The sequence below is a fragment of the Echinicola shivajiensis genome (assembly GCF_018642165.1).
Classification (GTDB): domain Bacteria; phylum Bacteroidota; class Bacteroidia; order Cytophagales; family Cyclobacteriaceae; genus Echinicola; species Echinicola shivajiensis.
In genome coordinates, this window is sequence record NZ_JAHHZM010000026.1 from 1 (window position 1) to 12017 (window position 12017).

At 35.2% G+C, this 12017-nt stretch carries 18 protein-coding genes; all 18 read left to right on the forward strand.

Annotation, left to right across the window (positions count from 1 at the left end; all coding sequences use genetic code 11):
* Positions 1 to 410 precede the first annotated feature (410 nt).
* The 18 genes from KMW37_RS22225 to KMW37_RS22310 all read left to right on the forward strand — a co-directional run bounded on the left by KMW37_RS22225 (position 411) and on the right by KMW37_RS22310 (position 11643).
* On the forward strand, positions 411 to 842 hold the full coding sequence (locus KMW37_RS22225) for an SRPBCC family protein (RefSeq protein ID WP_215226842.1): 432 nt from the start codon (positions 411 to 413) through the stop codon (positions 840 to 842).
* 1 nt (position 843) lies between these two features.
* Positions 844 to 1182 (forward strand): ArsR/SmtB family transcription factor, encoded by a 339-nt coding sequence (locus KMW37_RS22230; protein ID WP_215226843.1) that lies wholly within the window; start codon positions 844 to 846, stop codon positions 1180 to 1182.
* Between the two features lie 423 nt (positions 1183 to 1605).
* Positions 1606 to 2172: a YdeI/OmpD-associated family protein gene (locus KMW37_RS22235; protein WP_246581610.1), complete on the forward strand. Its 567-nt coding sequence runs from the start codon at positions 1606 to 1608 to the stop codon at positions 2170 to 2172.
* 91 nt (positions 2173 to 2263) lie between these two features.
* Complete coding sequence (locus KMW37_RS22240; protein ID WP_215226845.1) at positions 2264 to 3130, forward strand: helix-turn-helix domain-containing protein; 867 nt, start codon at positions 2264 to 2266, stop codon at positions 3128 to 3130.
* Positions 3131 to 3203: 73 nt separating this feature from the next.
* Positions 3204 to 3968: a quinone oxidoreductase family protein gene (locus tag KMW37_RS22245; RefSeq protein WP_215226846.1), complete on the forward strand. Its 765-nt coding sequence runs from the start codon at positions 3204 to 3206 to the stop codon at positions 3966 to 3968.
* Positions 3959 to 4177, forward strand: a complete 219-nt coding sequence (locus KMW37_RS22575) for a zinc-binding dehydrogenase (RefSeq protein WP_262898212.1) — start codon at positions 3959 to 3961, stop codon at positions 4175 to 4177. Before KMW37_RS22245 ends, KMW37_RS22575 begins: the two co-directional genes overlap by 10 nt.
* 256 nt (positions 4178 to 4433) lie before the next feature.
* On the forward strand, positions 4434 to 4841 hold the full coding sequence (locus tag KMW37_RS22255; protein WP_215226848.1) for a VOC family protein: 408 nt from the start codon (positions 4434 to 4436) through the stop codon (positions 4839 to 4841).
* A gap of 42 nt (positions 4842 to 4883) precedes the next feature.
* On the forward strand, positions 4884 to 5585 hold the full coding sequence (locus KMW37_RS22260) for a hypothetical protein (RefSeq protein ID WP_215226849.1): 702 nt from the start codon (positions 4884 to 4886) through the stop codon (positions 5583 to 5585).
* A gap of 84 nt (positions 5586 to 5669) precedes the next feature.
* Positions 5670 to 6707, forward strand: a complete 1038-nt coding sequence (locus KMW37_RS22265; protein WP_215226850.1) for a serine hydrolase domain-containing protein — start codon at positions 5670 to 5672, stop codon at positions 6705 to 6707.
* Positions 6708 to 6823: 116 nt separating this feature from the next.
* A complete protein-coding gene (locus KMW37_RS22270; protein ID WP_215226851.1) occupies positions 6824 to 7180 on the forward strand; it encodes a bleomycin resistance protein in 357 nt (118 codons plus the stop codon).
* Between the two features lie 23 nt (positions 7181 to 7203).
* Complete coding sequence (locus KMW37_RS22275) at positions 7204 to 7551, forward strand: iron chaperone (RefSeq protein WP_215226852.1); 348 nt, start codon at positions 7204 to 7206, stop codon at positions 7549 to 7551.
* 178 nt (positions 7552 to 7729) lie between these two features.
* Positions 7730 to 8263, forward strand: coding sequence for a dihydrofolate reductase family protein (locus tag KMW37_RS22280; RefSeq protein ID WP_215226853.1), 534 nt, complete (start codon positions 7730 to 7732; stop codon positions 8261 to 8263).
* Positions 8264 to 8371: 108 nt separating this feature from the next.
* Entirely contained in the window at positions 8372 to 9136 is a 765-nt protein-coding gene (map, locus tag KMW37_RS22285) for a type I methionyl aminopeptidase (protein WP_215226854.1), read from the forward strand.
* A gap of 7 nt (positions 9137 to 9143) precedes the next feature.
* Positions 9144 to 9509, forward strand: coding sequence for a DUF2200 domain-containing protein (locus KMW37_RS22290; protein ID WP_215226859.1), 366 nt, complete (start codon positions 9144 to 9146; stop codon positions 9507 to 9509).
* A gap of 113 nt (positions 9510 to 9622) precedes the next feature.
* Positions 9623 to 10063, forward strand: coding sequence for a DUF4174 domain-containing protein (locus tag KMW37_RS22295; protein WP_215226855.1), 441 nt, complete (start codon positions 9623 to 9625; stop codon positions 10061 to 10063).
* Positions 10064 to 10323: 260 nt separating this feature from the next.
* Positions 10324 to 10842 carry a GNAT family N-acetyltransferase gene (locus tag KMW37_RS22300; protein ID WP_215226856.1) on the forward strand — a complete coding sequence of 173 codons (519 nt, stop codon included), beginning with the start codon at positions 10324 to 10326 and terminating at the stop codon, positions 10840 to 10842.
* A 179-nt stretch (positions 10843 to 11021) separates the two neighbouring features.
* Positions 11022 to 11423 (forward strand): hypothetical protein, encoded by a 402-nt coding sequence (locus tag KMW37_RS22305; RefSeq protein ID WP_215226857.1) that lies wholly within the window; start codon positions 11022 to 11024, stop codon positions 11421 to 11423.
* A gap of 7 nt (positions 11424 to 11430) precedes the next feature.
* Complete coding sequence (locus KMW37_RS22310) at positions 11431 to 11643, forward strand: helix-turn-helix transcriptional regulator (RefSeq protein WP_215226858.1); 213 nt, start codon at positions 11431 to 11433, stop codon at positions 11641 to 11643.
* The last annotated feature ends 374 nt before the right edge of the window (positions 11644 to 12017 follow it).

A 12017-nucleotide genomic window follows, 5' to 3' on the forward strand; every position in this document is an offset into this window, starting at 1 on the left:
CTCCTTTCTATCCAACCATGCTCGAAAACAGGCAATTTGCACTATACCAGGGACGGCTATATTGTACAGGCCACTTCGATCTAAACGTCATTCCCTTTTGTGCGGTTGGGTACCAAATGTTAGGTCTCGAAAAGACGAAAAAGCTAATCTTACCGTTTTAAACTCTTTCCTGTAGGGTAAAATAGCTTTCCTGTCCAAATGGACGGTACCACTGCCCTACCGGAATGCCCAATAGGGCAACTGGAGAGTTTACTTTACCTACAGGACGGCCTCCAACTCCTAAAAGAGACCTTATCTAGAGTACAGAAAGGGTCGATATTCTTACAGGAAGGCTAATAAAATCTTTCCTTAAAAATTTTGTACCGCCCAAAAGTTATATTTAAAATTGCGTAACTTTTAAGTTACGTATTATGGAAAAAGAAATCCAACATCAATTTACCTTCGAACAATCACCAGAAACCGTTTGGGAATATTTGACCAATTCCGAGTTATTAGCACAGTGGCTTATGCCGAATGACTTTAAGCCAATAGTTGGGCACAAGTTTCAGTTTGGCACAAAACCCAAATACCCCTTAGGTTTTGACGGAAGAATTTACTGTGAAGTACTAGAAATCGAGGTTTTCAAAAAACTCGTCTATTCGTGGAAAGGCGGTTTGTCAAAAGAAAAACCTTCACTTGATTCGATTGTTATTTGGACACTCACACCTGAAGGCAATGGAACTATTTTGACATTGGAACACAAAGGATTTAAAGGAATGAAAAACTATTTGGCTTATATCATTATGAACAAAGGTTGGGCAAAAATAGGCAAGCGCTTAACCAAACAACTAAATGTAACATGATATGACAGCACAAACATTTGATGCATTTCAGGTCATTGCAGACCCCAGCAGGCGGCAAATTTTACAACTCCTATCAAAAGACAGTTTAACCATAAATTCTATTGCCGAAAATTTTAAAATGAGCCGACCTGCGGTTTCTAAGCATGTCAAAATTCTCAATAGCGCGGGGTTCATTTCCATCCAGAATATCGGAAGAGAGCGCTACTGTATTCTAAGGCAAGACGGCTTTAATGAACTACAAGAATGGATTAGCTACTTTGACAAGTTTTGGCTTTCTAGATTGCAAAAACTGGAAAGACTTTTGAACAATAAAGCAAATAGTAAGAAATACGAAAAATAAAACCCAAAACAGTTATGACAAAATATATTCAAGATAAAGTCTGTAAAGTACTGACTGATTCGAAACTATTGAGTAGCTAATTATTGGATCACAACATTGAACCATCAGAAGGGCATTATTCCACCTTCAGAATGGCCCAGGAAAAAGGTCGGGACAGTATAGGACATTGTGAAATAATTAAAGGTGAACCACAAGAATAGATTAAATCCACTCAATCGGAACCAAGCAGCTCGGAAAAAGCCTTGGAAATTGCCCAAACTAAAGCACTGGAAAACTTAAAAAGCAAAGAATAAGAGGTAAGGCACATTGGAAGGCAGCTATGGCATTAAACAATATAAGGCCTCTGCTAAAAAAGAAATGGCTTTTTACTACTTTAATAGTAGGTTTTGAAATAACCCTAATAAATAGATGCCCCAAGAAGATATGGAAGAATATTATCCAGCAAATTGTGCTGATTGGCAAAAATGGTTAGAAGCAAACCACCATTCCAAACAGTCTGTATGGATCGTATTTTATAACAAAAATTCAGGTAAAGACAGTATCAGTTGGAGTGAGGCCGTAGAGACAGCGCTTTGCTTTGGCTGGATTGATAGTAAGAAACAAACCATAGATGAATTTAGCTATCGTCAATTCTATTCCAAAAGAAAACCGAATAGCACTTGGTCAAAAATCAATAAAGACAAAGTTCAAATGCTTATAGAAACCGGGCAAATGATGCCTGCAGGTTTTGAGAGCATTGAAATTGCAAAGCAAAACGGTTTGTGGACGATATTGGATGAAGTAGAAGAACTAATTGTCCCAAAAGATTTAGAAGCAACCTTTATCACACAAAAAGGTTCTAAGGACTATTTTTTAAGCCTTAACAAATCAATGAGAAAAACTATTTTACAATGGATTGTACTTGCCAAAATAGCCGAAACCAGACAAAATCGAATTAACCAGGTTGCTGAGTTAGCTGCTAAAGGACAAAAACCCAAGCAATTTGGATAAGATAAATGAGCATTAACTTTATGTTTTAACAAGTAAAAAATCATCCCCAATCCCATAAAAGGACATTCGATAGACCTTAGCTCCACTGCTTATGAAAATTTCCAACTCCATCAATCCTTCCTTTAATAACTACCAATTTTATAAAGAGTTAAGTTTCTCAAACTTGCTTGGGTCCTCTATTCACTTTTACAATTTTCACACGATTGATGCACTCGAATTGGAGGTTGATTATACAGAATCATTTTTCAAGCTTGTATTATGTATAAATGGGTATTCTGAGACTTTCAGTAACAAGAAAAGGATATATACTTTTAATGAGGGAAAAACACTACTATATAACACCCACTCCAATGTCTATCATTCAAAACTAAAACATGATACGCTGTTCAATGTAATTCATCTACACTTCTCCAAGCGTCTTGCTGAAGAAATCAATCAACTACATAATGGTATATTCAATAATGAGGTTATTGAGTTGCCAATTGTCCCAAACAATTTAGAATTACTCAACAGCATTACCAAGATGGACGAAACAAACAATAGCTTTTCAGGCCTAATGATAGAAAAGATTCTTCTGGATCAGCTTTGTTCATTTTCAGAAACACTTTTGAGATGCAACAATTATCAATTGAAGAAAAGCCACCAAGATGATGAAAGAATTGAAGAAGCGCGGAGAATCCTAGATAAATCAGAACATTATATAACTATTGAACAATTAGCAAAAGATATTGGCATCAACACTTTCAAACTGAAACAGCTATTCAAGGAAGCATTTCATAAAAACATTTTTGAATATCAAGTAGACCAAAAGTTGGCAAAAGCTCATCAACTATTGCTAGACACTAATACCTCTCTCCAGGATATTTCCTTACAATGCGGATACCAGAGCCTGGGGAGTTTTTCGAATGCATTCAAAAGGAAATTCGGTATACGCCCTTCTTCCATCAGAAAATACTGAATGAATAAAAATCCCTTCTTTTTGAATAACAATCATACTTAGTACCAGAAATACATTTGTATCAAAAAGTACTATGAAAGCAAATGTTATAATCAAGAACGGTTCGGCCAAGGACGTATTTAAAACCATCGATCTTCCAAAACCAATCATTAAAAATGATGAGGTTTTGGTTAAAGTTCACTACACCAGCGTTAACCCATTGGATTGTCGAATTAGAAGTATCCAAAGTGATCGCAGGACATTCCCTGTGACTTTGGGTTATGATTTATATGGTGAGATAGTTGAAAAGGGAATAGCAGTTACCGATTTACAATTGGGGGATAGAATCATCGCATCACCCAACCCTTTTTTGCCAGGCGCCAATGCGGAATATATTTCCATTAAATCGATCCTGTGTTTAAAGGTACCTGACTTGGATCCAATAATTGGTGCCGCGATTCCATTGGTCGGCATTACCGCTTATGAAGCTTTATTTGATAAACTCAAAATAGTTAAAAATGATTGGGTACTCATCCATGCTGGCGCCGGAGGTGTAGGACACATAGCAATTCAATTAGCTAAGAATGCAGGTTGCAAAGTGATAACAACAGCTAGCAGGCCAGAGTCAATTCATTTTTGTAAAGAAGTATTAAAAGCCGATCATGTCATCAATTATAAAACAGAAAATATTATTGAAACCGTAAACCAAGTTACTGAACAAGAAGGTGTAGAGTTTATTTTGGATACCGTTGGAGGTGATACTTTTCTCCAATCTTTGCAATATTTAAAAACAGGAGGACATATATGCACCATCTTCCTGTACATTTTGATGAGTTGGTTGGTTATAAAATGCTATTGAAATCCCACACCATTAGCTACGAATATATGGGTGTTTCAGGCTCAAATGGCAGACATCAGACAATTTTAAATGAATTGATCAATCAAATACATCAAAAAAAATTAAGGCCTCATATATCTCAAGAATTTCAATTTAATGAGCTTTATCTAGCCCATGAAGAAATCGAAAAAGGCCATACTATAGGGAAAATTATTGTTAAAATCAGCTAACTGTATGGTATCAAAGTTGCTTAGAACTTACTGCCTGAGGATCACTTCTCAAATTAAAGAATTCACGCTGTTTACATGAATAGTATAGCGAGTCAGTCCTTCAAATTAACGTGGTAATAAACAGAAACTTTATTAACTTTAAAACAGCCTCTTTAAATAAAGGAGGCTGTTACTGTAATTGTAAAAATCACAATGACCTATAACATTTGAAACAATAAACAAACCTATTTTTTGAACCGTAAACGATTATAATAAAATGGCCAAACAAGTATTTATCAATTTGCCAGTAAAAGACCTTCAAAAATCAATGGACTTTTATACGGCATTAGGATTCACCAACAATCCTCAATTTTCCGACGAAACTGCAAAGTGTATGGTGTGGAGTGAGAACATTTTTGTGATGCTCTTGAACCACGAAAAATTTGCAAGTTTTGCCACCAAGCCAATTGCCGACACGAAATCAAAATTAGCAGGGCTTTTTTCTTTAGCCGTAGATAGTTTGGATGAAGTAAACAGTATTCTCGAAAATGGCTTAAATGCAGGAGGAACGGAGCCCCATGAAATAAGGGATTATGGATTTATGCAACAACGATCCATTGAAGATTTTGACGGGCACACTTGGGAGATTTTCTATATGGACATGTCTAAAATACCAACTGAATAAATAAACTGATAAGGTAACTGCCCATAACCTTAAAACATAAGTATGAAAACTTTTTTGGTATCAGTCATTTCCATTCTCTTTTTGAACTTCGCTTTTGGACAAAATTTCAAAAATGAAAACAAGTTAAAAGTAATAAATATCTTAGGTGCAAAAGTTTATGAACAGCCTACATTCAATTCGAAAATCCTAACCGAATTACCTGCAGGAGAAAGTATAATTGCTGAAAAATCAATTGAGACGGACGAAAGTATGCCTATCGGAAATGGGTTCTCGTTGAGTGGTAAGTGGATTAAACCTGAAAAAGTTAACGGTTTTGTATTTAGCTCTGATCTGACCAACAAGAAAGCTGAAATTGGAAAAGACAAAAACGGCAAAACTTACATCAACCTATTAGGTCCTCTCACGGACAAAAAGGAAGAGAAAAGGCTTATCAAAACTGATAATGGGGAGTTTCCTAAGTATTTTGAATATAAATATTATGAAAATGGTACTTATACTTACAGCGCTTGGGACGGATGTTTTGACCACATAACAGAATACAAAAATCTCACCTTAAGTGAGGTCTATCACCAAATGGTCAGTGAATATGGTTTACAGATCAACAAGAATGAATTTTGTATTCCGATATTTCAAGAAAAATCAGGAAATATCATAAAATTTGAGGGAGGTGAAGCTACCGTGGACTTGCAAATTGAATTAAAAGAAAACGGAACCATTACAGTTTCTTCATATGATTGCACTTAAAAATAGCTATCGAGAATGCCAAAAACAGTTTGTGGTTTACACCTGAGCTAAAATATATATCGATTAGCTTTTCCCGGAATAAGTATGACAAAAAAGACATCAAAGCGAATAATTAGAATTTCATTGTTTATTGGGACAATTATCTCATTGTTCTTTGTTCCTTGGATATTAGTAAGTGCTTGGATAAAACCATTACCTAAGACCATTCAAGAACAGGTAAACAAAGCAACTGATTACGGTTTTGAAGGTATTATTGTTTATGTAGACAAAGCCGGAAAACCTCCTGAATTTTATGCTGCGGGCTATAAAAATCGAGAAGAGAAAACTCCCGCAGATCCTCATTCACTGTTCAAAATTGCCAGCAACAGCAAACTTTACACAGCTGTTGCTATTACTAAATTGGTAAGCGAAGGGCGCCTCTCTTTGGATAAGACACTGGCTGATTATTTTCCTGACCTGGTAGGACGAATAGAAAATGCCGATAAAATCACAGTGAAAATGATGGTCCAGCATCGAAGTGGTATTCCCAATTATACTGATACTCCTAACTATTGGGTATCGCCAAAAAGTAATAGCGAGGAACAACTAGCATTGATATATGATTTGCCGGCAAGTTTTGAACCAAATGAGCACTTCCAATATAGTAATACGAATTATTTATTGCTTTCTATGCTCATAGAAAAAGTCTCTGGAAAAGGTAGATTTCAATACATAAAGGAGAAAATTTTAGACCCACTTGATCTCAAAAACACCTTTGGTTCTATTCAGGATGTAAATTTGGATGATGTAATGAGTGGCTATTATGTTGGATATGAAAGCGACTTAAAAACAGATCATAATGGCTCAATGTTGGCAACAGCAGAAGATTTAGGTAAATTTTTAAGGGCTCTAAATGATGGTTCAGTGTTTAAGAACAAGGAAGAGCAAGAAATGTATTCTTCAATTTACGTTTACGAGCACACAGGACTGATCCCGGGCTACCAAAGCATTGCCAAATACCATCAAGACATCAATACTGTAGTTATTCAATTCACGAATACCACGAATTTTGATGGCTACAACTGGAATTTATCGGAAATTATCTATGGTCGTATTATTAAAATCATCAGGAATAAAAATTAATATATTCTTCAACCATCAAAAAATACAGTTCCAATTTAACAATTGACGTTTTTACCCATGTTAAGAGTTTGAAAATTGAGTATTTTAAAAGTAAACCATAAACAAACTGATGAGATATGCTAACTGACGTCAATCCAAAACTACCCATGCGTGACAAAAAAGTAACCAAAGACTATTACATCAATCAGTTGGGATTTACTGAATTTGGTATGGTTGATTATGATGGCTACTTGATGGTAGAAAAAGATAAGATTCAAATTCATTTTTTTGAGTTTAAAGATCTTGAGCCCAAGGAAAACTACGGGCAAGTTTATATTAGGACGGATAATATTGAAGAACTTTACCAATCCTTTTTAGATCAAAAAACGCCAATCCATCCCAATGGAGCACTAGAGGTTAAACCATGGGGACAAAAGGAATTTTCTATGGTCGACCCTGACAATAACTTGCTAACCTTCGGGCAATACACTTAATAGTTAAAAAAATCCAATATAAAATGGACAAAATAGAATCTTACATTCGCCAGTTCCCTGATCATGTCCAAGGAATTTTGAGAAAAATAAGGACATTGATCAAAGAAAATGCACCTGATGCTGAGGAGCTTATTTCTTATGGTATGCCAGGATATAAAACAAATAAGAAGCCACTAGTTTACTTTGCGGCATACAAAAAGCATATAGGATTTTATGCTACTCCTCAAGGACACAGCGAATTCAAAAATGAACTCTCAAAATATAAGCAAGGGAAAGGATCAGTTCAGTTCCCCCTTGATCAGTCAATTCCATATGATTTGATTGAAAGAATTGTTAGGTTCAGAATATCAGAAAACAATAAACCAGGCTAATAAACTCCCCTTAAAGATAGTTTTCTAAAACATCTATAAGTTCCACTAAGCCAATTGTATTCTCATTGGAAAAATTAAAAAATGAGACATTTCACGTCGCGTTATTAGTTTGCCGCTTTTTTACAAGGCAAAAATCCCTCTAAGAAACTAATTTTGTAGAAACTAAAATTTAAGACAAATGCGAAAACTATCGCTTTTCATTGCCACAAGCTTAGATGGGTACATTGCAAAGCCTAATGACGATCTGGAATTCTTAAAACTTGTAGAGAAAGAAGGTGAAGACTATGGATATACGCAATTTACAGACACGATTGATACATTAATTATCGGTAGAAAAACCTATGATTATGTGCTCAAGGAAATTGGACCATCTCATTATGACAATGGGCAACGAGATGTATATGTTATAACAAGAACCGAAAGACCAAAATCTGGCAGGACAACTTTTTACACTGGAAACCTGACTGATTTGGTTAAGCAACTAAAATCCCAAAGTGGTAAAAACATTTATTGTGACGGAGGTTCAGAAGTAATAAATGAGCTCTTAAAAAATGATTTGATTGATGAATTTATTATTTCAGTCGTTCCAGTATTGTTAGGCAACGGAATAAGATTGTTTAAAGATGAACGTCCCGAACAACTACTCGAGTTAGTGATGGTAAAAACATTCGATTCTGGATTGGCGCAGTTTCATTACAAAAGGAAAAAATAATCCAACCTATTGTTCAAGATACTAAGTATTAATTATGAAACTATATACTATTTAATTAGGTTTCTTTTAAAATTACCGGACCAAAACCGCCTAGATAAAAACACAGCCATGTCAATAACTTCAGCATCAGAATTAATCGGAATGCAAGAAATCAGTAAGGTCGTAGCCACCACACTCAAACTCATGCGGGAATATGCCAGAGTGGGTATGTCTACCAAAGAACTGGACAACTATGGTGGAAAGATTCTAAAAAGTTATGGGGCAAAATCAGCACCATTTGAGACATATGGATTTCCTGGATATACTTGCATCAGCTTAAATAATGAAGCCGCGCATGGAATACCCTCGACCAGGAAAATAATCCAAGAAGGAGATTTAATCAACATTGATGTTTCTGCTGAGCTAAACGGTTTTTGGTCAGACAATGGAGGCTCCTTTGTAATTGGAAAAGACATACATCACCATCAACCCCTAGTAGATGCTTCCAAGCAGATTTTACATAAAGCCATTCACCAAATCAAAGGGGGGGTCAAAATAGCTGATATTGGCTATTTAATAGAATCAGAAGCAAAAAAATCAGGTTATAGGGTCCTTAAGAACTTAGCAGGCCATGGAGTTGGGAGAAACCTGCATGAAAAGCCAGACAATATCCTAAATTACAGGGTAAAAGGAAATAATGAAAGATTCCAAAAAAACACTACTGTGGCCATTGAGACATTTATTGCTACCCAATCCAGCTTTGCTGTCGAACTTCATGATGGTTGGACATTGGTCGGTAATAAAGGAGGATATGTAGCTCAGCATGAGCATACCATTTTGATCACCGATCAAACCCCGCTTATTCTAACCCAATCGAATGAAATTTGGAATTAAGCATTATATGAAAATTACAGACAAACATAATGAACGTGTTGCGAAATTGACATTTGCTTCCGTATATCCGCATTACCTGGCAAAGGTTGAAAAGAAAGGCAGAACAAAAGATGAACTAATACAAGTAATTGAATGGCTTACTGGATTTGATGAATCAAAAGTCCAAGAATATATTGCGGATCAAATAACATTTGAGACTTTCTTTCAAAATGCAAATTTGAACCCCAATGCCCACCTTATTAAAGGCGTAATTTGTGGGTACCGAATAGAGGAAATTGACAATCCATTAACCCAGCAAGTAAGATTTTTGGATAAACTGGTTGATGAATTGGCCAAAGGGCGCCCAATGGAAAAAATTCTCCGTAGTAAATAATATTGACTTCAATTTATTTCAGTAAATCTTTCCCAACTCACCTACCCATTATCTCCAAAACATTCAGCTCTACAAATTGGTTATTCAATAGTTCAACACATTGATATAAACCAATGAAAATAAACTATTTAAGTCTATTATTATTTCTTCTTACCCATACAGCTCCCTTTGGGTTAAGAGCTCAGAATCTGTCAAATCACCAGTGGAAAGACAGGGTCTTGATCATCAAAACCACTGACCGAAATGATTCCACCTATAAACATCAAATTGGTGAACTAGAGAATTATAATACTGAACTTGAAGAGCGAAAATTATTTATCTATCAAATTAATGATGATCAGTACAAAGAGGGATTAAGCCCGGATAGCACTTGGAATAAGATTAAAACCATTAATGATAAGTTCATCGTCCTAAAGTCCAAATTTGAAATCATCTTAATCGGCCTTGATGGTTCTGTGAAATTAAGGCAGAATAAATATTTAGCACCCCATCAACTATTTGGCAAAATAGATTCCATGCCCATGAGAAGGCAAGAATTAAAAAACAAACAATAGTTTTTTCCTAACCAAGTACAGAAAGCCTAGGTTAATGATAAAACTTAGGGTTCTTTCATTTTTTATCAAAAAAACCATATCTAACTGATTATTAACACACTATAATCATTGCGCTAACTTAATATTTTAAGTATATTAATTAAGTAAATCTTATCAAACTCAAATGTTTGATTCCTACAAACACTTTTTAGAAACCCCAGGCTATCATCGAATAATAGGTGATGACACCTCTTTATTTAAACACTATTCTACATAAAATAATGTTTAAAAAATTTGAAACGGAAAGACTTCTTATCCATCCAACTAGTGAAGATGATGCAGAATTAATCTATCAGGTGATGAATACACCAAAGCTCCTCAAATATGTTGGGGATAGAGGTATACATTCAGTTATGGATGCCGAAAAATATATACGGAGAAGCATGCTACCCCAACTAAAAACACTGGGCTTTTCCTGTTATTCCTTAATCAAAAAAATGGATGGTGCAAAAGTCGGTACCTGTGGACTTTATGACAGGCCTGGAATAGAAGGAATTGATATTGGATTTGGGCTTTTACCGCAGTATGAAGGTTTAGGCTTTGCATTTGAAGCTGCCCAAAGATTAATGAAGGCTGCATTTGAGGATTTTGAATTAACTGAAGTCAAAGGCATCACCGCCAAAGAAAACACTTCCTCACAGCGACTTTTAGTAAAACTAGGTATGGACATGGTAGGAACCACAAAACTGCCCAATGAGCTGGATGAAGTATTTCTATATCTAAAAATGAAGACTAATTAAACGAAGACCATTCACTTGGTATTTGATATCTCCACTCTCATCCCCATTTTATTTCATTTGTGTAAAGGACTTCTTTGTTACCAATGGAAACCTGTCTCTATACAATAAATCTACTTAACTTGACATTTTGTAAAATATCCTTTACATTTATAATTAAATCAACTAAAAATCAACAGCTTATGAACAAGTCCATAATACCCAATTTCATGTATCCCTATTGGACTCGGTTTTTAGGGATCATAATCATTGTTCTTGGAGCAATAATATTCTTCCAAAGAATGTATGAATACAATATTATTGATTTGGCTGGAGGAAGCTTTCCTATCGCCATGGGATTAATGTTGATCTTTTTCTCTAAAGAGAAGGATTTTGATGAACGAATCGCATTTTTAAAATTTAAGTCCTTGGCCATCTCCATTCCCATAGCCACCATTATCACGATGATTATTAATTATATCGAAAATTTTAATGGCTATTCCATTGATACGGATTCTTGGTTTTCCATTTCTGCCTTTGAGTATCTCAGTATTACCCTAATAGTCGCCATAATCTGTTTGCAATATCTGAAGCTAAAGGGATGAACCTTCAATGAAAAATTCAATAAAAGTAGAACGGGCAAAAAAAGACATGACCCAAGCGGACCTGGCAAAAAAAGTAGGCGTATCCAGACAGACCATCAATTCGATTGAAAAAGGCAAATTTATTCCCTCTACATTACTATCATTAAAAATTGCCGCTGTTTTCAATGAAACTGTAGATAGTATTTTCACTCTAGAAAGTGAAGATTGGGATAATTTATAAAGACTCTATTGCACTAAACCAAAGGACTAATTTAATTGAATGCTAAATCCCCACTGAAAAGACAGAGTTGATATCTCCATTAAATCAATGGATTTAGATGCAGTTTTTTTTTTCACAAACAGACTATTTCCAACAAATCCGGCCTGTTTTTGGCAAAAAATTATACTTTTACAGACAAATTATTTTTATCATCTTATCGAACATGATTTAATATGAAATTCAGTTTATTAAGCTTTTTATCTTGCTGTGGCTATTTCGGTCTGACCATGCCAGTGATTTCGGTCAAACCGTGCCACTAAGAAAGATCATTTAAAGAAGGTCATTTTTTATTCATTTTTCAAGATTCCCTTTCTCAAAGATTCTCCCTTGAGGTC

Bases quoted from the DNA above. Each gene is read 5' to 3' on its own strand.
- KMW37_RS22305 (WP_215226857.1), top strand. From the start codon at position 11,022: ATGAACAAGTCCATAATACCCAATTTCATGTATCCCTATTGGACTCGG.
- KMW37_RS22310 (WP_215226858.1), top strand. From the start codon at position 11,431: ATGAAAAATTCAATAAAAGTAGAACGGGCAAAAAAAGACATGACCCAA.
- KMW37_RS22235 (WP_246581610.1), top strand. From the start codon at position 1,606: ATGGAAGAATATTATCCAGCAAATTGTGCTGATTGGCAAAAATGGTTA.
- KMW37_RS22265 (WP_215226850.1), top strand. From the start codon at position 5,670: ATGACAAAAAAGACATCAAAGCGAATAATTAGAATTTCATTGTTTATT.
- KMW37_RS22270 (WP_215226851.1), top strand. From the start codon at position 6,824: ATGCTAACTGACGTCAATCCAAAACTACCCATGCGTGACAAAAAAGTA.
- KMW37_RS22575 (WP_262898212.1), top strand. From the start codon at position 3,959: ATGCTATTGAAATCCCACACCATTAGCTACGAATATATGGGTGTTTCA.
- KMW37_RS22255 (WP_215226848.1), top strand. From the start codon at position 4,434: ATGGCCAAACAAGTATTTATCAATTTGCCAGTAAAAGACCTTCAAAAA.
- KMW37_RS22280 (WP_215226853.1), top strand. From the start codon at position 7,730: ATGCGAAAACTATCGCTTTTCATTGCCACAAGCTTAGATGGGTACATT.
- KMW37_RS22240 (WP_215226845.1), top strand. From the start codon at position 2,264: ATGAAAATTTCCAACTCCATCAATCCTTCCTTTAATAACTACCAATTT.
- KMW37_RS22245 (WP_215226846.1), top strand. From the start codon at position 3,204: ATGAAAGCAAATGTTATAATCAAGAACGGTTCGGCCAAGGACGTATTT.
- KMW37_RS22230 (WP_215226843.1), top strand. From the start codon at position 844: ATGACAGCACAAACATTTGATGCATTTCAGGTCATTGCAGACCCCAGC.
- KMW37_RS22295 (WP_215226855.1), top strand. From the start codon at position 9,623: ATGAAAATAAACTATTTAAGTCTATTATTATTTCTTCTTACCCATACA.
- KMW37_RS22290 (WP_215226859.1), top strand. From the start codon at position 9,144: ATGAAAATTACAGACAAACATAATGAACGTGTTGCGAAATTGACATTT.
- KMW37_RS22225 (WP_215226842.1), top strand. From the start codon at position 411: ATGGAAAAAGAAATCCAACATCAATTTACCTTCGAACAATCACCAGAA.
- KMW37_RS22275 (WP_215226852.1), top strand. From the start codon at position 7,204: ATGGACAAAATAGAATCTTACATTCGCCAGTTCCCTGATCATGTCCAA.
- KMW37_RS22300 (WP_215226856.1), top strand. From the start codon at position 10,324: ATGTTTAAAAAATTTGAAACGGAAAGACTTCTTATCCATCCAACTAGT.
- KMW37_RS22260 (WP_215226849.1), top strand. From the start codon at position 4,884: ATGAAAACTTTTTTGGTATCAGTCATTTCCATTCTCTTTTTGAACTTC.
- map (WP_215226854.1), top strand. From the start codon at position 8,372: ATGTCAATAACTTCAGCATCAGAATTAATCGGAATGCAAGAAATCAGT.